This window comes from uncultured Gimesia sp., from assembly GCF_963976445.1.
Lineage (GTDB): Bacteria > Planctomycetota > Planctomycetia > Planctomycetales > Planctomycetaceae > Gimesia.
On sequence record NZ_CAXBKP010000036.1, the window covers coordinates 24990 to 48149 of the forward strand.

Sequence of the window (23160 nt, forward strand, 5' to 3'; positions counted from 1 at the left end):
TAACGTCAGGCAAAGTTAGATCCAGGTAGAGACAATCTCGTTGATCATATCTTCTTCGAGTGTTTCATGGGCCAGTAGCTGGTCAACCAGTTCTCCGATCGCACACCAGTAAGAATCAGTTCGGAATAAGTGATACAATTCCACCGTTTTCTGTTCCAGATATTGTAATCGAGGCTGTCGCTGAGATACCAGGATGGAAGCGGCACGCAGCGCCTGTTGCCAGTCTCCCGACCATTCACCGACCAAGGCGGGGTGAAACGGATCGCCCGTATGAATCATTTCTGCAACCGGGCCGGCCAGTGCTACGAGAATGGTTTTTTCCAGAAACGTTTTTTCATCGAACACACCCTCCGGCCAGGAAATTTGCGCATCACCAAACCGTTCCGGTCCATCATCCCAGTCTGGATCAATGGTGACCGAATGCACGCGAGCACCAACCCGAACTGCCATCAACACATGTCCCGCTTCGTGGTAGGCGGTTAATTCTTCAGTCACTGTAAATCCGTCGGGTGATGTATTTGTCTGGTGGGCCGATGAAGTAATTTCGATTCAGAGGCGAATATTAAACCATCTTCCCCCGGTTTCAGCAACGCAGGGAGTCCGTAATAGGCGACGGACAGCGTATTCCCTAAAGAATCATTATTAAGCAGCATTCATATAATAAGAGTTCATTCTGAACCAGTTCTTGCTTTGTATTGGTCCGACTCTGCTGTAGAATAAATGATCAATTTTTTGAAGTCTGAAGAAGTCATCATAAGAGTAACAATCTGGAGAAATACGACCTATGAGTTTGATACGTCAGTTAATTACATTTTGCCTGGCAGTGACTGTGGCCGTGACTGTGGCCGTGACTGTGGCCGTGACTGTGGCCGTGACTGTGACCGTACAGGCAGTTCATGCAGAAGAAAATGATCATACAAAAGCATATGATGTGGTGATTTATGGCGGCACCTCGGCGGCTGTAACTGCAGCCGTGCAGGCTAAACGCTTGGGGAAATCGGTTGTGATTGTCAGCCCCGATCAACACCTCGGCGGACTTTCCAGCGGAGGCTTAGGCTGGACGGATACGGGAAATAAAGCCGTCATTGGTGGTCTGGCACGCGAATTTTATCATCGGGTCTGGAAACATTACCAGAAGTCGGACGCCTGGAAGTGGCAGAAACGATCTGCTTACGGAGACAAAGGGCAGGGAACTGCTGCGATTGATGGCAAGCAGCGCACGATGTGGATTTTTGAACCACACGTCGCCGAACAGGTGTTTGATGACTTTGTCAGCGATTACAAGATTCCTGTGTTTCGTAATGAATGGCTGGACCGTAAGCAGGGGGTGAAAAAGTCGGGCAAAGACATCGCTTCGATCACCACGCTCAGCGGGAAGACTTATGCCGGGCGGATGTTTATTGATGCGACTTATGAAGGCGATCTGATGGCAGCCGCCGATGTGAGTTATCATGTCGGCCGCGAGGCTGAAAGTGTCTATGGTGAAGAATGGAACGGCGTGCAGGTTGGCGTGCTGCATCACCGACATCACTTTGGACCGAATGCGGTCAAAGAGAAAATCAGTCCCTATCGAGTGGCCGGCGATCCTTCCAGCGGTTTGCTACCTCGCATCAGTGATGCCGATCCTGGAAAATATGGTGCAGGCGATGATAAGATTCAGGCCTACTGTTTCCGGATGTGTTTGACAAATCATTCTGAAAACCGCGTCCCATTTCCCAAACCGGATGGCTACGATGCAGATCAGTACGAACTGTTGCTCCGTGTCTATCAGGCAGGTTGGCGACAAACCTTTTCGAAATTTGATCCGATTCCTAATTTCAAAACGGATACGAACAACCATGGTCCGATGAGTACCGATAACATCGGCTATAACTATGACTATCCTGAAGCATCCTACCAGCGAAGACAGGAAATCATCAAAGAGCACGAAACCTATCAGAAAGGCTGGCTGTACTTTATCGCCAACGATCCCCGTGTTCCTAAAGAAGTACAAAATAAAATGCGCAAGTGGGGTTTGGCCGGCGATGAATTTAAGGATAACGGAAACTGGCCGCATCAGCTGTATATTCGCGAAGCACGGCGGATGGTGGGACAGTATGTGATGACCGAGAACGAGCTGCTCAAAAAACGACCGACGCCGGATTCCGTCGGCATGGGCTCTTACACGATGGACTCGCACAATGTGCAGCGCTACGTTACGCCCGAAGGTTATGTGCAGAATGAAGGTGACATCGGCGTTTCAACCCGTGGCCCTTATGAAATTGCCTACGGCAGTCTGGTGCCGAAGAAGGGGGAATGTGGTAACTTGCTTGTTCCGGTCTGTGTTTCCAGTTCGCATATCGCGTTCGGGTCGATTCGAATGGAGCCGGTATTCATGATTCTGGGGCACTCTGCCGCAACAGCGGCTATCATCGCCCTTGATCAAAAGCTGGATGTGCAGGATGTCCCTTATGAGGTCCTCAAAAAGCAGCTTCTGAAAGAAGGACAGATTCTGGAAGCACCCCCTGAAGCAAAATACGGGAAGAGTGGTGTGAATCCGAAGACGCTGAAAGGAATCGTCGTTGACGATTCACAAGCAAAACTGACAGGTGCCTGGGAGACCAGCAGGTCCTCCAAAAAGTATATTGGCGCCAGTTACAGCCACGAATCGAATACGAAGGACGGCAAAGCAGTCGCCCGGTTTGAAACGAAAGTACCCAAAGCGGGACGCTACGAAGTCCGTTATGCGTATACGCCGAATTCCAATCGCAGCTCGAAGGTCAAACTGGAACTCCAGCATGCGAACGGGAAAGCAACTCATACGATCAACCAGAAGAAGTTGCCCCCTTTAGATGGCGTTTTCATTTCTCTGGGAGAATATGAATTCACACCAGGACAGCCAGCAGTACTGGAAGTCACGAATGCCGACGCAGATGGTTATGTGATTATCGATGCCGTCCAGTGGCTGCCGGTATCGAAGTAAAGCGACTCAGATATTTATCAACGTCTGGCAAAAGGAGTCAGTAGTGCGACAGAAAAAATGGTCTTCGCCGATTCTCGTTTGTGTTCTACTGACTTCCGTCGCCAGTCTTGTTGTTGAGTCTTCCCTGTTCGCAGCAGACGCGGCTTTGAAATCAAACGTGATTCGCAGCATGCGGAAAGCGAGCCAGGTTTATCGTGACAAGCTTGCCATCAACGGAGGCTATGTCTATTACTACAGCCTCGACTTGCAGCAGCGGTGGGGAGAAGGCAAAGCCGGCCCAGACCAAATCTGGGTTCAACCGCCGGGAACTCCCACAGTAGGGATGGCGTATCTGAGTGCGTTTCAAGCGACGGGAGATCAGTTTTATCTCGATGCCGCCACTGATGCTGCTTTGGCGCTGGTGTATGGCCAGTTGAAATCCGGCGGCTGGACAAACTCGGTTGATTTCAACCCGCGGAGCAAACTCACCGCCGACTATCGCAACGGCAAAGGGAGGGGCAGGAACAATTCGACTCTCGATGATGGTATTACACAGTCGGCCATTCTACTACTGATCCGCGTAGATCTCGCGCACCAGTTTCACAATCAACAGATTCATCAGGCGGCGACGATTGCCCTGGATGCGTTGCTCGCAGCCCAATATCCGGTCGGCGCCTTTCCACAAGTCTGGACTGGACCGGTGCCTCAGATTCCAGGAAAGAAAGCTAACTTTCCTGAATATGACTGGCGAACGGAAGGTCGTGTCAAGAATTACTGGGACTGCTATACATTAAATGATGGTCTGGCCGGGTATGTGTCCTCCGTACTGATGGAGGCCTATCAGATCTATGAAGAGGATCGCTTTCGGCAGGCGGTGCTTAAGCTGGGTGACTTTTTAATTCAGGCCCAACTTCCCGCGCCACAACCAGCCTGGGCGCAACAGTACAGTTTCGAAATGCAGCCTATCTGGGCGCGTAAATTTGAACCACCGGCTGTTACCGGCGGTGAGACTCAGGATGTGATTCAGACGTTGATGAATATTTACCATTTCAGCGGCGATCGAAAATATCTCAAGCCCATTCCGCGTGCGCTGGCCTACCTCAAGAAGTCACAACTCCCCGATGGTCAACTCGCGCGTTACTACGAATTGAAAACCAATCGTCCACTGTATATGACCAGAAACGGTAAAAAATACAGCCTGACTTATGACGACTCCAATCTTCCCCGACATTATGGTTGGAAAATCGAATCACAGTTGGTTTCACTGCAGCGCGAATTTAATACCTTGAAGTCAGCGAAAAAACGAAAGCCTTATCAATCGCTGAAACCGGTCACCATTTCAGAGGTCAAAATCATTCTGAAAGATCTGGACGACCAGTCTCGCTGGATCAGTACCAGTACCGGAGAACGACTGGTGGGACAGCCGAAGTTTCCCATCAACAGCCACTATATTTCGAGTGAGGTCTTCAGTCGGAATCTGGAACTGCTCAGTAGCTATTTAGAATCCTTAAAGACCGATTGACGACGCAGGGGAGACAGAAAACCGTTTCAGTGTGGCACACCACTTAAATGAAAGATGGCATTCATAGTGACGACCTTTGTCTCTCCCGGTTTGTGTCGGATCAGATTGATGCCGGTATTCGTTTGCGTGATCTCTTTGGCTCGGCCGATTTCGAGTCCCAGCAGCTTTGCCAGATAAACCCGGTTGACGACGTTATGCGCGACCACCGCGATCGTTTCTCCCGAATGGCGTTCCAGTAACGTCTGAATGGCGGGTTCCGAACGATTCAGCACATCGCTGTAAGATTCACCACCTGCATAGCGGTTCTGGCTCGGATCATTCATAAACGCCTGATATTCTTCAGGATATTCCTGCATGATGATATCCCAGGATTTCCCTTCCCACAGACCGACATCGCATTCATGGATTTCCGCGACTTCCTGAGGTGTCAGGTTGAACCGCTCACAGACCGCCTGTGCCGTTTCCCGGGCACGAATCATCGGGCTGCAGTAAACATGATGAATCGAACTCATTGACGCCAGAAATTCCGCCAGTGCCCCCGCCTGCTTTTGTCCCGATTCGCTCAGACTCGGATTGATGCCGCACCCTTGAAGAATGTAAGGACGCTGTTCATTGGGGGGCGTTGCTCCATGCCGAATCAATAACAGGTTTGTCGCATCGGGCTCCGGTCGCGGGATAAATTGTAGGCGTTCCATATTAAAAGTCCTGTCGGAAGTACAATGGTCTGTTACTGGTGTTGTCTGTGTTTCGCCAGTTTCACTGCTGCTTTGATGGCTTCGGTAATCCCTTTGATATCGGGAACCATATCGCTCCAGGCAATATCAAACGCCGTGCCATGACTGGGGCTGGTTCTGACGATTGGCAAACCGAGGGTGATGTTAACCGCCTGGTCAAATCCCAGCAGCTTGAACGGAATGTGCCCCTGATCGTGGTACATCGCGACGACCGCGTCGAACTCACCATTCACGGCGCGACGGATGAGTGTGTCCGCGGGCAAAGGCCCTGTCGTATTGATGCCCGCTTGTTGTGCTTGTTCAACAGCCGGGGCGATGATCCGCGCTTCTTCATCGCCAAACAGGCCATGTTCGCCCGCATGCGGATTCAACGCACAGACGGCAACACGCGGCGTGCTTGCACCCATGACCCGTGACAAGTCGGAGATCAGCCGAATTTTTTCAGAGATTTCTGAAGTCTTGAGCAGACCCGGAACGCTGGCGATCGATGTGTGAAGCGTGACGTGCACAATTCCCAGCCCCGATGCTGGTTTAATGACATCACTGTGAGGCAGGTAAAGCATCATGCCAAAATCATGAACCTGACAGCGATCAGCCAGAATCTCTGTATGTCCAGGATAATCGATGCCCGCCAGATGCAAGGCTTCCTTATTCAATGGGGCGGTGGTGATCGCATCAATCTGGCCTGACAGACAGTCATCAATGGCGCTCACCAGATAATCATAAGCACCGCGGCCGGAACGGGCATCAATCTGACAGGGAACCGCATCGGTGATATCGGCGTTTCCACGATCAACGCAGTAAGCGGTTCCTGACTGGAATTTGATTTCGTCAGAAACGCCGTCAATGGAAATGACGTTCAAAGCACTTCCAGCACATTGTGCGGCGCGGCTCAGAACCGCGGCGTTTCCATATACCACGGGGCGACAGAGTTCAAAAACTTCAGAGCGACAGCATAGCGCATTCAGTAGTTGAGGCCCAATACCAGAAACATCACCCATCGTTAACGCAATTAAAGGCAGCTGCTTCATAACGTTTCGAAGATTTCACTTTCATTAAGGGGAAGCCCCATTTGATCCTTGTCTGAAAGAATCGGTTCTCCAGTCAAAGGCCAGTCGATCCCCAACGCCGGATCGTTCCAGAGCAGCGTTCTTTCATATTCTGGAAAATAGTAGTCACTACATTTATACATGAAATCTGCTAACGGGCTGAGGACATAAAATCCATGGGCAAACCCTGCCGGAACAAATAGCTGCTGATGATTCTCTGCTGTCAGTTTGATCGAGAACGATTTACCGAATGTCGGGGAACTTTTGCGTAAATCCACACAGACATCCAGAATTTCCCCCTGAACCACAAATACCAGTTTGGCCTGGGGGCGTTGGATTTGATAATGCAGGCCTCGTAGAATTCCCGCCGAAGAATGAGAAAAGTTGTCCTGGACGAACGTATCGTCTATGCCCGCTTCCTTGTAGTGTTGCTGCTGATAAGTTTCCTTGAAAAACCCGCGTTGGTCAGAGAAAACTCGCGAAGTAACGACGAAAAGGCCGGGAAAATCTGTCTGCTGTATATCCATATTGTTGTAGACACTTCGATTTGAGGGCAGGTTATGGGGTATCAACACGAATATTACCAGAAATAGCCGGGCCAATCATAGCCGATTTCATGTTGGATGAAAGCAACGTGAATGTCGGATCCTACAGGTCTGAGATATATTCTGGAAGAAAAAATCCGCCACAAGTCGTATTTTAGAGGACATTTAGAAAAATGAACAACTGTGTGGTTTTTTGTCTTTTTTCTTGAAAGTTGGTACCTGCATCGCGTATCCTATAGTCAACATTCTTTACCTAAGCAGAAGATCTTTGTTTTTCGTTGCGTGATGCATTATGAGATTAAACCGTTTAATAATTCCGGGTGAAACAACTAGAACTCACCTCAGCCATGCTCTCAGCTGTCCGATGGTGCTGTTTGTTCTTCTGTTGGTTTCCCGCATCAGTGCCGAAGAAGTAAAAACTCTGAAGCCGATTACACCGGCTACTCCTGCTGCACTCTCAGAAGTCTTCTTCAAGACCGTTCCCGATTCTCTTGAAGATTTGCAAGAGATAGAGCAAAAAGTGATTTCGCTCACCAACTCTGCGATCCACAGTACCGTGTCTGTTCGCGTGGGAGATGCACAAGGTAGTGGCGTCATCATCGATAACAAAGCCGGTTACATCTTGACGGCAGCACACGTTATTGGGTTAGCACAAAAAAATGCCACGATCATTCTGCACGATGGGCGAACGCTAAAAGGGAGAACAATGGGTTTGAACCGGGGGCTCGATGCCGGACTGGTGAAACTGATTGAAGACGACGAAATTGATATCACAAAACTTCCTGCCGTCCCGATGGGCGATATTTCAAAATTGGAACCCGGGGAATGGGTACTGGCGACGGGACACCCCAATGGATATCAGCCAGGTCGGGCTCCGGTGGTTCGTCTGGGGAGAGTCGTCACTCGCAAGAAACATCTGCTGCAAACCGACTGTACATTGATCGGCGGCGATTCTGGCGGACCTCTGTTCAACATGAAGGGCGAGGTTGTCGGAATTCACAGCCGGATCGGTCCCTCGACAAGCTGGAATTTTCATATCCCTGTGTCTGCGTTTCAAAATGATTGGGAGAAGCTCGTCTCAGGAGACATGTGGGGAGCAAAGCCTCTCGGACAAAACGCGGTTCTGGGAGTGAATGGAGTTGATTCCGAGCAAGGTTGCAAGGTCACCGGCGTCACACGCGGATTTCCCGCAGAAATCGCAGGCTTAAAAGCAGAAGATATCATTATTCAGTTAAACAATCAGAAAATCACTGGCATTGAACAACTGGCTGAAGTTGTCCAGCAGTATAAGCCCGGTCAAACGGTGCAGGTTAAGTTGATTCGAAATAAGAAAACAATCTCGCTGGAAGTCCAACTCGCTGCCAGAGACTAAAATTCAAAATTCAAACACGGGACGATCTTTCTTTCTGCTCTGAAGTAAAGATCAAGTTGATAAACGTAAGTGTGAGGAGAAGCTCTTGAACCAGGACCAGAATAATAGAAAGAAAGAGTCGATCAATTTTCGATTCCTTTTAGCGCTTTTGGTCATCCCCGTTTTCGTGGGGGGGCTGGGTTCTGTCGGTTATGCCTGGGAGCAATTGCGTCCCAGTCAGTTAACCAGTGGTTCACAGATTCGCAAAGCATTTCGGTCTGTTGTTTCAACACCCCGTTCGTGGACCGTGCGGATTCGTTCCAATGGCAAAGAAGCCTGTCTGGGAGCCATTGTAGGCCCCGATGGTTGGATCTTGACCAAAGCCAGTCAACTCAATGGTGAGGTGACCTGTGAATTATCGACGTCCGAACGTTACGAAGCAGAGATTGTTGGCGTTGATGGAAAGCTGGATCTGGCACTGATTAAGATCAAAGCAAATAATCTGCCCACAGTGAGATGGCAATCCGCCTCCGATCCGAAAGTCGGGCAATGGCTCGTGACTCCGGGGTTAAGTATGTCTCCTGTCAGTGTCGGAGTTCTGAGCGTCCCTCGTCGGGCAATTAAGCCGGCTCCGGGTGTTCTCGGGGTTCGCATTGATGACGCCGAAGGTGGTGCATTGGTCAAGCAGGTCATGCGTGAAAGCGGCGCTGAAGAAGCAGGACTGCAAGCCGGGGATTTGATTTTGAACGTAGCCGGTGAAAACATTAAAAGTGCCAGTGCGCTTTCGAGTTTTGTACAGAAGTATTTACCCGGTGACCGGTTGCTGGTCAAAGTTTTAAGGGAAAACGAAGAACTAACCGCCGTGGTAGTGCTGACTGATCCGCAGATGCTGATTTACGATCGCCTGCGTGAGATGCAGAAAAAAATGGGTGGCGCATTAAGCCGTCGAAAAACCGGTTTTACCGAAGTGCTGCAGCATGATACTGTTCTGCGTCCTGAAGATTGTGGCGGCGTCATTGTGGATCTCAAAGGCCAGGCCATCGGGTTGAATATTGCCCGCGCCGGTCGAACCAAATCCTTTGCGATTCCGGCCAATCGTGTGGTTCCCATGATCGAAAAGCTGAAACAAAAAAAATACGCTCCCTACAATCCGTTGAAGGATGCCAAGGAACAAACTGTTTCAACCGATACGTCATCCTGATCTAGTCAGAGCAGATTGCTGATCCAGTTGTCTGCGAAAATCCCGGACTGCCTGTTCCTGAACAGAGTCCGTTCTCAAATTCCCGCGACAGGCGGCGCTCCGAATCCCAATAATGTCAGGCGAAACGCCGGACAGCGCCGCAAGGTCTTTCTGTCGTAGTGAGCCAGCCAGAGCAATTTTCAGCCGCTGAGACTGTGCCTGTTCAATCAGCGCATTCAACTCGTCCAGGGACAGGTGATCCAGCAGACTTTGCCCTTGTTTGAAAAAGGTATCGATTAACAGTCCCGCGCATCCGCTGTCAATCGCTGCTGTCAGGACCTCTTGTGGTGAGACCGCTTCCGCCTGTTCCCAGTCGGCATACGCCACGGCAATCCATTGAAAAGTGGTCTGGTTTGTCTCTTCGATCTGTTGTTTAAAGTCCTGCCAGTCAGAATACCAGTCGGCCATTTGTCTTGTATGTGCCAGTCCCATTTTCAGATAGGTGATGGCAGACGGGATTCGTGTCGCGATTCTGTTGCCTGACCATTCTATCAGTTCTCCCAGCGCTAGACTGACTGGAATCTCTACGGGATGAGACTCAAAATATTCGGTAATCGAGCAGAGCGTTTCCGCATCGATCATTCCCAAAGCACCCTGAAACGGGTCTTTGAAATCAAGGATATCACAGCCACCCATCAGAGCAGGCGCGATTTCATCTCGATTTCGGACGCTGACCAGGAGTTGTACGCGATGCGAATTCAAGGCTGACGATACCAGTAGCATGTTAAGGAGTCTTCTTTTCTGAGGACTGATCCGCGACTTGATGACGCAAGGCTTTGCCGGCCAGACTGCCGGTAGGAAACCCGGCGTTGATGGCGGGGGTCCCATTCACAAACAGGTAACGAATTCCGTTTGAATATTGATGCGGGGCATCAAAGGTCGCTAGATCAATCAGTTGTTTGGGGTCAAAGACGACAATGTCAGCATACGCTCCTTCACGCAGGTAACCTCGGTCTGTTAAACCCAGGATATCAGCGGGAAGCCCCGTCGCACTTCGTACTGCGTGTTCCAGCGGGATCACTTTTTCCTGGATCGCATAGTATCCCAGTTTTCGTGGGAACGTGCCATAGTTGCGCGGATGCGGACGGTCTGAACCGGGCAGATAAGCACGCCCATCAGAGGCGGTCGCAACCCAGTCGATTTGCATGATCTGACGGACGTCGTCTTCATTCATGCTGAAGTTCACGACCGACGCGCCTCCCTGGCGGGTGATCTCCAGCACAATGTCTAATACACTTTTCTGTTCTCCGTCAGCAATTTGTTGTAAATTCTTTCCTACCCATTCCGGCTTTTTCCCATAGCGGGCAATGCGAATCGCTTTGCCTCCTTCGCGTTTTTGAATATTACTATTGATCTTGCTGATAATTTTTTCCGAAGTTTCGGGGGCTTCCAGGCGCTGGACCAGCTCTTTATTCCCGCCCGCTCTGGCCCAGGCGGGAATCAGCGTGGCACCCAGGGATGTGCTGGAGGCAATATAGGGGTATTGATCGGCGGTGACAGCTTGTCCCGCGTTCCGCGCTTCGTCAATCATTTTTGCTGCTCTGATTACCAGGCCCCAGGCATCCTGACCACTAGATTTGAAGTGCGAAATATGCACGGGAAGCTTGGCCTGCTGGCCGATCTTTAGAGCTTCATTTACGGCCGCCAGCAACCCCGTACTTTCATTGCGGATATGGCTGGCATAGATCCCCTGATGCCGAGAGACAATGTTTGCCAGCTCGATCAGTTCATCGGTTTCGGCATAGGAGCTGGGGACATAGATCAGCCCGGTGGACATGCCCCAGGCACCATCCTGCATCGCTTTTTCAGCCAGCACTTTCATTTTATTCAGATCTTCAGGGGTCGGCTTTCTCTGGCCCGATCCCATCACAGTGTCTCGCAACGAGCCTTGTGGGATCAAATGCATCACATTCGTTCCGCTACCCGAAGCATCAATTTTACGATAGTATGCACCCGTATCGACCGGACCACTGCCACAGTTGCCTGTGACGATGGTGGTACATCCTTGAGTGATATAATTCATATTGGCACGAGTCAGTGGAGAAACAATCTGTCGGTCGCTATGGTTGTGTAAATCAATAAATCCCGGTGCAATCGTCAATCCACGGCACTGGATCGTCTGGTCAGCCGCCCCGTTAATTTCCGGGCTGATTTGGACAATTCGATCATTTTTGAGGGCAATATCGCCGGTAAAACCGGGCTTGCCTGTGCCATCAATGATCGTTCCCCCCTTAAGAATGAGGTCGAATGGCTCCGGTTTCTGAGCGGAGACAGGGTCAATCGGCAGTAAAGTCACGAAAAATAGACAAAAGCAGATCAGCAGGCGAAGCTGTCCCATACGGTCGAACCCCTTTGTAAACATTGGATTTACGGTGAAATCTCGTGATTTATGAAGATTGAGCGTAGTAATGGTCAAAGTATCGCTAAAACCAGACAGAACTGCCAGTAAGAATGTCTATTTCTGGGCTTTGCGTTACTAATCTATTGTTGATATATTTTGCGCCTTATATAGTTGCCTGATGCGCTGAAAGGCGGTTTTTTGCTGAGACCCTCTGTTCCCTGTAAGGAACGTTTGAATATTAAGACGGTCGCGCGAAAGATTCATTGTGGGAAGAGTTCAGAGTCATGAAACGAGAAGATGTGCGGAACATTGCAATTATCGCGCACGTGGATCATGGGAAGACGACATTGGTTGATGCCTTGTTACATCAAAGTGGTCATTTTCGTGATGCTCAATTAAAGGGCGACTGTATTCTAGATTCAAACGATCTGGAGCGGGAACGTGGCATTACCATTTTGGCCAAAAACATCGCATTGATGTATAAAGGCGTGAAAATCAACATCATCGACACTCCCGGTCACGCGGATTTCGGTGGTGAAGTTGAACGCGTCTTGCGCATGGCGGACGGTGTTTTGATCCTCGTGGATGCCTTTGAAGGCCCTCGACCTCAAACCCGCTTCGTTCTGAAAAAAGCGTTGGAATGCCATCTCAAGCCTCTCGTGGTGATTAACAAAATCGACCGTTCTGACTGTCGTCCCGATCACGTCTTGAGTGAGATGTTCGATTTGTTCGTCGATCTGGAAGCGGACGATGAAACGCTTGATTTTCCTTACATCTATGCCAGCGCCCGCGAAGGGTTTGCTACGCACGACCTCGACAACTTTGGTGATAGTATTCATCCACTGTTGGACATGGTACTGGAAAACGTACCTGCACCTGATGTCAATCAGGACGCACCGCTGACCATGATGGTGACCACGTTGGAGTGGTCCGAATATGTGGGCCGCGTCGCGACAGGTCGCATCAATAGTGGTAAGGTTCGGACCGGAGAACGCGTCACACTGATCAAACGCAACGGCGATCACATTAAGTGTACCGTCGATTCCGTTGAACTCTACAATAACCTCGGAAGAGCCCCCGCCGACGTAGCAACTGCCGGCGATATCGTCGCGTTGGTTGGCTTGGATAATCCTGAAATTGGTGATACCGTTGCCTGTGCAGAGAAGCCTGAAGCACTCGTGCGGATTGATGTCGATGAGCCGACGCTGTCGATGCTATTCACCATCAACAGTTCGCCTCTGGCAGGACAAGACGGAAAGTATGTGACCAGTCGTAATCTGCGTGAACGCTTGATGCGCGAACTGGAATCGAATGTCGCTTTACGTGTCGTTGAACGAGAAGACAAGGATTCCTTTTCCGTTTCCGGTCGGGGTATCTTGCACTTATCTGTATTGATCGAGCAAATGCGTCGCGAAGGCTTTGAGCTTTCTGTAGGGAAACCAGAAGTGATTCGCAAGAAGATCGATGGAAAATGGCATGAGCCATTTGAATCATTGGAAGTTGACGCTCCTTCCGAAGTGGTCGGATCCGTGATGGAACTGGTCTGTGCCCGTCGTGGCCAGATGCTCGATATGACTTCGGGTGAGACGGGAATGTCACACCTGAAATTTTCGATTCCCGCTCGTGGTTTGATTGGTTTAAGAACACGATTGCTGAATGCGACCAAAGGGGAAGCCATCATCAATCACCGTTTTGAAGCATACAAAGTCAGTGAAGGGGAAGTTCCTCACCGTGCGAACGGTGTGTTGATTTCCCAGGATAAAGGTCAGGCCGTCGGTTATGCATTATGGAAACTGAGAGACCGTGCCGAATTCTTTATCGGGCCCGGGGTCGATGTTTATGAAGGCATGATTGTTGGCGAAAATGTACGCAGCAATGATCTGGTGGTGAACCCGATCCGCGGCAAAAAACTGACCAACGTACGGGCTTCCGGCTCAGATGAAAATATGGTTCTCAAACCGCCTCGAGATATGAGTCTCGAATCGGCTCTGGAATATATTGAGCACGACGAATATGTGGAAATCACTCCAAAGATCATTCGTTTGCGCAAAATCTATCTGACGGAAAATGAACGCAAACGGAATCATCGCACTACGACTGGCGAATAAATCTGGTTTCGCTGTTTAGCGATCCCAGGTTTTCAGTTTGCCAACCAGTTCCTGCATTTCGTTTTTACGTTTCTCAAACAGTCCGAACAGGGTCAGAATACAAATTCCCAGTCCAATCCCGAAGGCCCACCAAGGCCAGATGTGACCCAGGGACTGGGAAGCGTGCCAGATCATGCTGACGATGGACAAGACCAGAAACGAAGCACCGACATACAGGAACGCACGAACGCGGAACATCATTCCGGCAAACATGCCCAGCACCGACAGTCCGCAGAGGATGACCGGCAACCACAGGTTTTCAGCAACGCCGGCGATAAACATATCGCCGGTGGAGCTGACATAAATCGAGATCGTCGAAAAGTATCGGACCGCGGTGAGCTGCGCGGTGCTGAGCTTCTCGCGGTTCAAGTGAGTTGCGATCAATACGGACAGGGCGGGGGGAATCAGCCAGAGTTGAGGGTGCTGTGTGAAGAACTGTCCCTGTTCAGCCCAGAAGGCCCACATCGCACCATTGCCGGCGAGTGCGGCCAGCGTCGTATAAACAAACGACTTTCTCCATAAGCTCATCACTACATACACCAGGCTGATCAACAGCAGAATCATCGAATAGTCGCCTACAACGGGAGACGCCTGCCGGGAAGCCGCGTGAATCCAGAAGCTGAGTGCCGGCAGCAATGGTAAAAAAGTACCGGTTCTCTGCAGTGGTTGAGAAAGCACATTCATCCCGATACGCTCGAAGAATTCTCCTACACCAGCCCCGACAAACGCGATTGCGATCACGATATAAGGCCAGTATGGTAAGAGAAATCCTCGGAACAGTTCTGGCATGGTGAGATAGATGTGCAGGAACAGGAGAGCGAGAACTATTTCGGATGCATACACATATAACATCCGTCGTTTGAGTGTAAGTTGAAACGGGTCGTACTTCGGAACCGATGCCATCAGGATTAACGCGGCTGAGAGTAATACCAGTGCCGCTGAGACGACGGCAATCCGGGCTTGGGAAATGACCAGCGGAATTCCGGCGATCTGAAAACCAGTTTCTGAGATCAGGATTCCCAGCAGTGAAACGCCGGCAGCGATCAGAAAGGTACGCGAACTTTTTCGCAACGCTTCTGACCAGTCCCGTTTCAGGGACGGCCACTTGACCAGAACCAGCGTGGTTAGTAGGCTTAAAATCGAGACCGCTTCCAAAAAACGAATCAGATGGTCGAGCCAGTAAAAATTCTCTTTTGCGGGTAGCAGCGCCCAGCCGCAATAAATGCTGGCCAGGCCTCCTGCGAGGATTGCTCGTTTTTTAAACTTCTGGGAGAGTTCGGAGTGTGTGCTCATCGCGTAAAAAGTCAGGCTGGTGATCGCCGTTCCCAAAACAGACCACCATCGCAAAGACTGCGCTTCAAATCGCAGCACACTATGTAATAGTGCCAGCATGGCATAGACGGCGAGTAGCGTCACCGCTGGGGGGAGCCAGCTTCGGGTTTGTTTTCGGAACGCTTCGAAGTTGGGGATCGCGAGTTGGGAAAATTTCTGGCTGATCAGACTTCGCAGGCTCCACAGGATACTGAGCAGAAATGCATAACCGGACAGCGCCAGCCCCGAGTGCTGCGCGAGTCGTCGCAATTCCGTTTCAGTGCTGAGAAAAGTGACGATCAGACAGATGCCCATCGTAAACAGTGCCGGCAGGCAGTATCGACTTTTCCGATCCCAGATCAACCCCGTCAGCAGGATGGTGACTGCAAGTAAAGCAGTCCAGCCGGCAGGGTCGCGAATTATGGGGACGTCTGTTGAAACCAGCAGGGTGCGCGAGACTGTAATCAGCAGGGTATAAAATAAAATGAGGCTGCTCAGGATCTGGGCTAGAATCTGCTGGAACGCCGGTGCTTCCGTTTTCGGGATGTCATTAGGAAGCGATGTTTGTCGGTAAAGGTCAACGATTAACCAGCATCCCGATACGCCGGCAGCCGTCGTGATAGACCACTTTAAGAGGTCCATCCAGTCTTGTGACGTGATATGAACTCCCGCATCCATCCAGTGCGCCGTGAATACAAAAACGGTTCCCAGCAATGCAGTGAGTAGCGAGGCATATGCGATGATTTGTTTTCTGAGGCAAATTCCCAGCGTGAAGTAGAGTAGTGTTCCTGCTGTCGCAATCATCAGAGCGGGGTAGGGCCGAAACGCGTCTGACCAGGCACCTCGAAGGGTAAACGCAAAGAGAGTCAGGCAGATAAACTGAGTCCAGTATAAGTGGCGGAACACAGTCGTCTGTTGTTCCAGGTCGGTTTCTGGCTGGCGGTGTTCCAGAAAAAAACGTGTTGTGTGGAACACGCCGACCAGAACTAAGCCGATTTCCATGATCAGGTTGATCTGCCAGCCAGTCAGCTTTGAATATTGCCAGAGCAAAACCGTGGTGAAACCGATCAAAGCCAGGCTGAGACAGGTGAGTCCGTTTGTTTTGAGACTACTAAAATACCGCTGAGCAAAAATATGAATGCAAGTGGCTGACATGAAGAACGATGCCAACGCAACAAACGGGATTTGCGGATAACGCATGGCCCAGTTGTGTTCGGGACTGTTCAGGTTCATGATAAACGGAAAGAAGTAGGGGGCCGCTACGAGACACAGCAGCGTCACGAGATGGATGCGAAGCAAAGGCCATGCAACGGGAGACAGGATTTGGTGTTCCTGAAAATTACGATTGATTTTCGATTCGATCGCCAGCCAGAACAGTCCATAGAGAGCCAATGCGAGACCAGTGTAAATGGAAATCTGGAGTAAATCATCGATTCGGAACTCGGCCGGGGGTTCTGAAAATGTCAGGATGGTTCCCATGATGACTGTTGCCGCCAGGAGGTGAGAGCCAATCAGCATCCAACCGGCCGCGCGAAAGTGAATCGCATACAACACAGACGCGACGACTAGCATCAAAATGGGAACACAAAAAGTCAGCAGGGGCATCGCCAGGCTGGAAGTTGCTCCCTCTTCGAGGGGGACTGAGATTTCCAACCAGGAACCGAAGACCTGATAGAGGGTGAGCACGAGGAGTGGCAGGCTGGCTCCCAGTAGACTCAGATTCCGCCATGTCAGTTTGTCTTCGAATAACTGAGGCAAATAACGCAGGCGGATTTGCCGTGAACGGAAATATTCCATCAGCGATTCTGATTTTAGAATCAGTAGTGTCATGACTAATGCATAAATTCCCAGGCCCCAGCGCAAGGCATCGGCCGTGTGGTGTTGTTCAATAAAATAACCCGCAATCAAAAACGGAATCAGATAGGTCACAAACAGCAAACCTTGCGTCGTCTGCTTCTGAAATTTACTGTTGAGATAAGGGATGCAGGCAGCGGTCAATAAACCGAGACAGAGCCAGCTCCAGATCCCAAATGCGTCTTTTGAATGTGCGAGTGAGAAACCAATCTCCGTTTGGGAAATCTGCAGAATCTGAAATTTGTATCCAGCGATAAAAATAAGCAGTCCCAGGACCAGGCCCACTTGCGTGCCAGCGCTGAATTCACGAGGCTTCGTGAGTGAGAGGACCGTGATGACAGTCAGATACAGAAACAATATCAGCATCAAAGGGCTTACATTTTGATGGACTTTTTGAATATTGAATGCCAGGTCAAAGTCAGCAGCGATCGCGGGAATGATTGATAAAAAGAGAACGAGGCCCGTCGCAACAACCGAACCAGCTAAGAGCACCGGTTGAAGATTCCAGCGGGAGGTCCGAGACAAAGCGCCAAGCATATTCCGGGAGTATTTTTTGGAGTGGATCGCCGATCCCAATAAAACCCAGATTGCGATGGCCATAATGTGAAACAGCCAATAGCGCGGTGTTGCACGCCCCGATTCGACCCACAGGCCATAGTGTTCTCCTATGGCGGTCGCGGCATACAGTGTGCCGACGGTTCCCGTACATTGTGCAAAGAGAAACCAGATGTCGGAACGTTGAATCAGAGCGATTGTGATCCAGATCAGCATAATCCAGAACGCATAGAAGGCGTGCATTTCTGCCGACATGGTTTGCAGGAGCACGTACGGGACCAGCAGTGATGAGGTCACAATGGAACCGAATACGATCGGCGTGGTAAATGGATTCCCTTTCAATGGACGTAGTGACCAGGGCTGGGTCAGCTGAGTGCTGGAGCGAGACCAGAACTCTAAACCGAGCAGGAAGAGCAGTCCGGATGTGGCATGAATCAGGCAGCCCCAGACAAACGGGGCATCCGGCAAGAGTTTTATTTCGGCAAGCCAGTTTTGGACCGGGGTATTAATACAGAGTGCGTGCTGCAACGCCAGAAACCACAGCGCTGAAGCAAGTACCGAAAGAACCTGCTTTCGGGCTTGCCAGTTTGCAAACAGGAAGATGAAGGCATTGATCAGCAACGCCAGTGAGCACCAGACGTCATCGGTGCGAGTGATATAGCCGGCATACACGGCGATCAGGCTTGAGCCGATCGAAAAACAGCCTGCCGTATAAAGATAATACCGGGCAGCCTCCGCTTTCCTGGCTAGTTTCAACCAGATCGCTCCAAGAGAGGTTAGAATTGCAAACGAAATCAACACAATCGCACTACGCCCGAGCAGCAGGGCTTCGATCAGCATCCGCTGTGAAGTTCCCTGCAGGGCAATCGTATCCGTGAGAATGTGGAAGCCCAGTAAGCCGGCGATCGCAGTCGAAATCAGAGCCGGTATATGGCAGAGTGCGAAGCGGCCTTGAATAGCCAGCAACGTCAGGCTAATGCCATTTACGACGCCGAGCAAAATCATGATATCAACGCGAGGCCAGGCGATGGCAAAATTCATCAGCATCATCAAGGCAGAGAAGACGACGATGGAAGAACCAGCCAGCGACCAGTGCGGTGCGTCGTCGTTCACTTTTCGGTGGTGTAACACCAGCCCCATGCCCATCAGCAGGATTTCCATGACGCTGACCAGCGATGTCAGGCAGGCAAAGGTTTCCAGGCGACTGGTTGAGTTCCAGACTAAGAGCCAGCAGGGTGCCAGAACAGCGAAGAGGGAAAGCCCGCCGAGTGTGACCAATTCGCGGGCCAGCGAATCGGAGATCTCTTTCCAGTCAAAAGTGCGTCTAAGAATACTTGCCATAGCGATAACAAAACAGCCGACTGGTAACGCTGCGAGCAGATTCGTTCGCAGCAATGTGGGGTCGGAGACCGACATGCGTGAAATGATTACTTGACCTGCAGACGAGCCAAGCACAGCCAGTAAGAGTTGCCAGCGTCCAAAGCTGACCAGAATCCGGCTGGAAGATAAGACCATCCATCCAAACGCGGCAAAACCAATACTGATGGCGAGAATAAATAACGGATCGGTAACCGGGCGATGATCGGAAAGTCGGATGGCTGCCAGGAAATTGAGCGGAACCAGCAGCACGGTAATTAACAGGAGCCCGCGGCTCGTTGATTCCAGTTTCCAGCGTTTGAAAGTATAGAGGCCCGCGCCATGAATGGCCGCGGTTGCTAACAGGAACAGCAGAGCCGGCAGGTAAGGGATCTGATTTTTTAGTGTTGACCACAGGCTGACTACCAGGCCGATCGCACTGCCGACAATTAGCAGCCCGCTGGTCAGTTCTCCCCAGCGAATATTTTTCTCTTCCATGAACGCATTCAGAAAGGAACCGAACGCTCGTTTTTCGACGGGCGCTGTTTGGGGAAGGGAGTGTTTTGCTGTTACGATCGTTGCAGGTATAACAGGGGGTTTTGTAATGGCTGGTTCATCGAGAAACGCATCCTCATCCAGAAAGTCAGCAACTTCTGAAGCGGCGCTCTCTTCCAGATGCGCGGAGTATGAAGGAGTTGGTTTCGGGTGGGGCGTCGCGGGTTGCGTCTGGGGTTTTGGCTGAGCTGATTGTGGGGTGGCTTTAGCGGATGGTGAATCCAAATCCTCTGCCGTGTATTTTAAGAGTTTCTGAAACTCCTTTTCGGGGATTTTCCCTTCGTAGTATAAACGTCTGAGATAACGCTGTGTGATCAGTCGGTCCTGATCCGGTTCGATTTCTGATGAAACGGGTGTCTTTTTGGGAAAGGAGCCACCACGGGAGAAAAATCGATAGATCAGGGTGCCGAGTACCCACAAGCCATGGCAGATTGAAGCGAGTATCGTCAATGCGATAAAAAAAATGAGGATCGCCATGTCCATGCTGCAGGTCCTGTAGAAATTGATCAAGAATGCATCAAAGCTGAAAACTCTTTAAAAGGCGTAGTCTTTACCAATATATCACTCACAAACCAGACTTTTCATGAAAAATAGAAATGGAGATGGTGTAAATCCAAAACTGGTAAGGTATTAGTACAAATATAGTCTAATACATGGAAATCCGAGTGCCATCAGACAGGATTCGCGTAGGTTGTGGTGTGTGGTGTGTTTTTCCCCACTGACGTTTCAAAGCAGGCTTCAAGTGGAACACGGAGTAGAATGTGTCGTACCAGCGCTGTTTTGCCGGACTATGTTCCAGCTGTGGGAGAGGCCAGGTTGATAGGATTAATTTCCAGAGCAGAGTTCTTTGCGAGTAGCGATAGTGAATCGGGTCGAACCCGTACCAGTCTTGGGAGGCTTCGACGATACAGATTTGATTGGAAACTGCGAATTCCAGCAGTTGTTGATTCAGGCGTTGAACCTTCTGGATCAGATCAGTCAGAGATGCAGGATTTGTTGGGAAAAACAGTCGGCGTGTTAGTTCAAAACGGAGATTCGAGAGTCGCGAAAGGCTCTCTTCCGGAAGCAGGGTAATGGTGATCCGGGCATCGATTTGCTGGAGCTGTCTGACACAGTCCTTGACCCAGCCAAAGATGGTATCGGTTGATTGACCATAAATCAGATCATTACCGATATCTGTTAAGAGCGCCAAAGGCTGATGACTTTCAGAAGTTCGTTCTGGCAGCGCGTCCCAGAGTTCACTCTTAGTAATTCCCGGAAGTGCTCGATGAAGCAGGCGACTCCATGCGCCATAAGACCGTCCGTGTCCCATAGCGGTGAATATATCCGTCGGTGAATCTATTGAAGTTTGTAGCAGCCGTAGGATGAGGGGAAAATCACGCGTCAGGTTGCTGGCGCCCAGCAGGATCACCGGGCGCTGCGAACGCGGATTTTCAATGACCTCTAAATCATTCATAAACTGAGTTTAGCATGTTGTAGTGTAGTGCAGAATGTCAGTTGATAGATTTGACGGCATTAAAAAAGCGGCACTGTATAAACAGTACCGCTTTTATGGTTGAGTCTTTAAAGACAAAGAATGTATGAAATCTATTCTTTGTCTGCTTCGGCTTCTTCCTCTTCGCCTGCACCGGAAGCGAAGCTAGAACAGACAGATCGAGCCACTGCGGAAACCTGATTTTCTTTTGGCGTTTTCATTTCCGTGTCGGTGTATTCTGCTTTTTCCAGAATGACATCGACGGCTTTACGTTCACGCAGCTGTGCTTCCAGATTCTCGATCATGCCGGATTTGACCATACGGGCACGAACGCGGCGTGGGCTTTCGCCTTGCTGCATTGCCATATAGTAAATTTCCATATCGATTTCTGAAGGCTGAACTTCCAGGTTTTCTGAAGCGGCGATTTTATCCAGCACAAAATGCTCTTTAAGTGCCTTGCGTGTTGAAGAAATCGCCTGCTGACGCAGTTCGTTCTCACGTGCCTGGATATCCTGACGGGAAAATCCAGCTTGTTGCATTTCCAGAATTTCGCGACGTAACGCATTTTCAACCTGCTTGGTCACTAAGGACTCAGGCAGATCCCAGTCGGCAGATTCGGTGATTTTTTCCAGAACCTGTGATCGGGTCGTCTGACGTTGTTCGTAGGTCACCTGGCGTTCGAGAATGTTTTTGACTTCTTCTCGCAGCTCTTCTTCAGTGTCAGCACCGACTTTTTCAAGAAGTTCTTCGTTGATCTCAGGGACCTGGATGAACTTCACGCTCTTGACGGTGAATGTGGCTTTGACTTTTTCGCCCCGCATTTCGATCTGCTCTGCCTCTTCCGAGACTTCGAGTTCGGTCTCGCGGGTATCGTCCGTCTTGACTCCGGCCATCAGCTCACCGAAATCTTTGATTTCCGCATCCTGTAGGCGTAAAATGGGTCGTAGTGGGATAACCAGTTCGTTCACTTCGCTGAGTGGTTTGCCATCGTGTTCGAATTTGATGGAGACTTCAAGGTAGTCTTCCGTTTCGGCTGGCCCTTCGCGTTCTTCCATTTCACCATATTGGTTCAGGAAGCGATTCAGATATTCGTCAATGTCTTTGTCTGCAATCTCGCGAACAGGACGTTCTAATTTCAGGCCTTTGTATTCTGGCAATTTGAAATCAGGACGAACTTCGACTTCGAATTCGAACTGGAATTCACCTTCTTCGGGGATTTCCAGGCTTTCGACATCAATCGTTGGTTCATTGATTGGGTCGAGATCATTGTCTTCTGCAATCAGCTCCAGGCTTTCCATCAAAACCCGTTGCTTGACCTGATCAGTCAGTTCCTGGCGAAAACGTTTTTCGACTAGTTTCTTAGGTACATGACCAACGCGAAAACCAGGAACCGTTGCCTGGCCTCCTAATTCTGAAACGGATTCAGAATAGAAATGATCAATGTCCGTGCGAGGAACAGTAACAGTGACATGTTTCTTGCAGGGACCAACCTCATCAATTTTGGCGGTCACGGACATCTTGTACTCGCTGTCCGCAGAGACAGTTTCTTCAGCGGTGGCATCAGTTGTGGCGAGTTCGTCAGACACGGTCCAATCCTTTTCTTTACTTATGTGTAGAAAACAGCTGTGGGGGCATTCCCAAATTTCTGCACTCAATCTGAGGGTCGCAGTATTATACTGCGACGCTGCTTTTTCGTGATACTACTTAATGTAGTAAAAGCCCCACATTATCTATTTATGATGGGGGCTGGAGTAGATCCCTGCAGATTCTATGTGCGAAAAAAAGAGCGGGCGAAGGGATTCGAACCCTCGACATCCACGTTGGCAACGTGGTGCTCTACCACTGAGCTACGCCCGCAAGTCAACACATACCTATTCATTGGTGAATTGAATACCATAGGTAACGATATGTGGTTCCTGTGCTTGAGATTATGTCTTGTTATTCGCAGAGGTCAAGAGAACGAGGCGAAGTAAATCGTGGATATCAGTGACTTTTTTGAATTATTAGCTTGAATCAGAGATCGTTCCGTCTGTTTTTATCTGACTCTATCAATCGATCGGATTATTCAGGCAGATTCTTACCACGAGTAGGCCTCTTCATTTCGTGTTGTGTTTTCTCACCATGTTGCGGCGAAGCATCTTCGCGTTAACTCTATACATGAAAGCATTTTATGGAAATGTCTCTC

14 protein-coding genes and 1 tRNA gene are annotated in these 23160 nt (G+C 50.1%); 5 read left to right on the forward strand and 10 right to left on the reverse strand.

What is annotated here, in order from left to right:
- Positions 1 to 15 precede the first annotated feature (15 nt).
- Positions 16 to 495 carry a hypothetical protein gene (locus AAC022_RS25255; RefSeq protein ID WP_339735737.1) on the reverse strand — a complete coding sequence of 160 codons (480 nt, stop codon included), beginning with the start codon at positions 493 to 495 and terminating at the stop codon, positions 16 to 18.
- A 289-nt stretch (positions 496 to 784) separates the two neighbouring features.
- Between AAC022_RS25255 and AAC022_RS25260 the strand changes: the two genes are divergently transcribed.
- On the forward strand, positions 785 to 2962 hold the full coding sequence (locus AAC022_RS25260; protein WP_339735739.1) for an FAD-dependent oxidoreductase: 2178 nt from the start codon (positions 785 to 787) through the stop codon (positions 2960 to 2962).
- 43 nt (positions 2963 to 3005) lie between these two features.
- Positions 3006 to 4463: a pectate lyase gene (locus AAC022_RS25265; RefSeq protein ID WP_339735741.1), complete on the forward strand. Its 1458-nt coding sequence runs from the start codon at positions 3006 to 3008 to the stop codon at positions 4461 to 4463.
- A 26-nt stretch (positions 4464 to 4489) separates the two neighbouring features.
- On the opposite strand, the gene AAC022_RS25270 is transcribed toward AAC022_RS25265, so the two are convergent.
- Genes AAC022_RS25270 through rfbC form a run of 3 tightly spaced genes read right to left on the reverse strand, consistent with a single transcriptional unit; the run spans position 4490 to position 6773 of the window.
- Positions 4490 to 5158 (reverse strand): histidine phosphatase family protein, encoded by a 669-nt coding sequence (locus AAC022_RS25270; RefSeq protein WP_339735743.1) that lies wholly within the window; start codon positions 5156 to 5158, stop codon positions 4490 to 4492.
- A gap of 32 nt (positions 5159 to 5190) precedes the next feature.
- Complete coding sequence (gene pdxA / locus AAC022_RS25275) at positions 5191 to 6228, reverse strand: 4-hydroxythreonine-4-phosphate dehydrogenase PdxA (RefSeq protein ID WP_339735745.1); 1038 nt, start codon at positions 6226 to 6228, stop codon at positions 5191 to 5193.
- Positions 6225 to 6773: a dTDP-4-dehydrorhamnose 3,5-epimerase gene (gene rfbC, locus AAC022_RS25280; RefSeq protein ID WP_339735747.1), complete on the reverse strand. Its 549-nt coding sequence runs from the start codon at positions 6771 to 6773 to the stop codon at positions 6225 to 6227. The genes pdxA and rfbC overlap by 4 nt, the downstream gene beginning before the upstream one ends.
- Positions 6774 to 7155: 382 nt before the next feature.
- On the opposite strand from rfbC, the gene AAC022_RS25285 reads away from it, so the two are divergent.
- Positions 7156 to 8163: a trypsin-like peptidase domain-containing protein gene (locus tag AAC022_RS25285; RefSeq protein ID WP_339735749.1), complete on the forward strand. Its 1008-nt coding sequence runs from the start codon at positions 7156 to 7158 to the stop codon at positions 8161 to 8163.
- 85 nt (positions 8164 to 8248) lie between these two features.
- Positions 8249 to 9343, forward strand: coding sequence for a PDZ domain-containing protein (locus tag AAC022_RS25290; protein ID WP_339735751.1), 1095 nt, complete (start codon positions 8249 to 8251; stop codon positions 9341 to 9343).
- Here AAC022_RS25290 and AAC022_RS25295 read toward each other — a convergent pair.
- Entirely contained in the window at positions 9335 to 10105 is a 771-nt protein-coding gene (locus tag AAC022_RS25295) for a (5-formylfuran-3-yl)methyl phosphate synthase (protein ID WP_339735753.1), read from the reverse strand. The two genes, AAC022_RS25290 and AAC022_RS25295, sit on opposite strands and share 9 nt — an antisense overlap.
- Before the next feature lies 1 nt (position 10106).
- Entirely contained in the window at positions 10107 to 11720 is a 1614-nt protein-coding gene (locus tag AAC022_RS25300; RefSeq protein ID WP_339735755.1) for a D-aminoacylase, read from the reverse strand.
- Positions 11721 to 12007: 287 nt separating this feature from the next.
- Here AAC022_RS25300 and typA point away from each other — a divergent pair, with 287 nt between their 5' ends.
- Complete coding sequence (gene typA, locus AAC022_RS25305) at positions 12008 to 13831, forward strand: translational GTPase TypA (protein WP_339735757.1); 1824 nt, start codon at positions 12008 to 12010, stop codon at positions 13829 to 13831.
- A 15-nt stretch (positions 13832 to 13846) separates the two neighbouring features.
- On the opposite strand, the gene AAC022_RS25310 is transcribed toward typA, so the two are convergent.
- From AAC022_RS25310 to AAC022_RS25325, 4 genes are all read right to left on the reverse strand, one after another.
- Complete coding sequence (locus tag AAC022_RS25310; RefSeq protein WP_339735759.1) at positions 13847 to 19978, reverse strand: hypothetical protein; 6132 nt, start codon at positions 19976 to 19978, stop codon at positions 13847 to 13849.
- A gap of 169 nt (positions 19979 to 20147) precedes the next feature.
- Complete coding sequence (locus tag AAC022_RS25315; protein WP_339735761.1) at positions 20148 to 20957, reverse strand: SGNH/GDSL hydrolase family protein; 810 nt, start codon at positions 20955 to 20957, stop codon at positions 20148 to 20150.
- Between the two features lie 131 nt (positions 20958 to 21088).
- A complete protein-coding gene (tig, locus tag AAC022_RS25320; RefSeq protein ID WP_339735763.1) occupies positions 21089 to 22561 on the reverse strand; it encodes a trigger factor in 1473 nt (490 codons plus the stop codon).
- A 199-nt stretch (positions 22562 to 22760) separates the two neighbouring features.
- Positions 22761 to 22832 (reverse strand) — tRNA-Gly (locus tag AAC022_RS25325).
- Between the last annotated feature and the right edge of the window lie 328 nt (positions 22833 to 23160).

Coding starts and splice junctions, on each gene's coding strand:
- AAC022_RS25315 (WP_339735761.1), bottom strand. CDS start 20,957: ATGAATGATTTAGAGGTCATTGAAAATCCGCGTTCGCAGCGCCCGGTG.
- rfbC (WP_339735747.1), bottom strand. CDS start 6,773: ATGGATATACAGCAGACAGATTTTCCCGGCCTTTTCGTCGTTACTTCG.
- AAC022_RS25260 (WP_339735739.1), top strand. CDS start 785: ATGAGTTTGATACGTCAGTTAATTACATTTTGCCTGGCAGTGACTGTG.
- AAC022_RS25310 (WP_339735759.1), bottom strand. CDS start 19,978: ATGGCGATCCTCATTTTTTTTATCGCATTGACGATACTCGCTTCAATC.
- AAC022_RS25285 (WP_339735749.1), top strand. CDS start 7,156: ATGGTGCTGTTTGTTCTTCTGTTGGTTTCCCGCATCAGTGCCGAAGAA.
- AAC022_RS25295 (WP_339735753.1), bottom strand. CDS start 10,105: ATGCTACTGGTATCGTCAGCCTTGAATTCGCATCGCGTACAACTCCTG.
- AAC022_RS25270 (WP_339735743.1), bottom strand. CDS start 5,158: ATGGAACGCCTACAATTTATCCCGCGACCGGAGCCCGATGCGACAAAC.
- AAC022_RS25300 (WP_339735755.1), bottom strand. CDS start 11,720: ATGGGACAGCTTCGCCTGCTGATCTGCTTTTGTCTATTTTTCGTGACT.
- typA (WP_339735757.1), top strand. CDS start 12,008: ATGAAACGAGAAGATGTGCGGAACATTGCAATTATCGCGCACGTGGAT.
- pdxA (WP_339735745.1), bottom strand. CDS start 6,228: ATGAAGCAGCTGCCTTTAATTGCGTTAACGATGGGTGATGTTTCTGGT.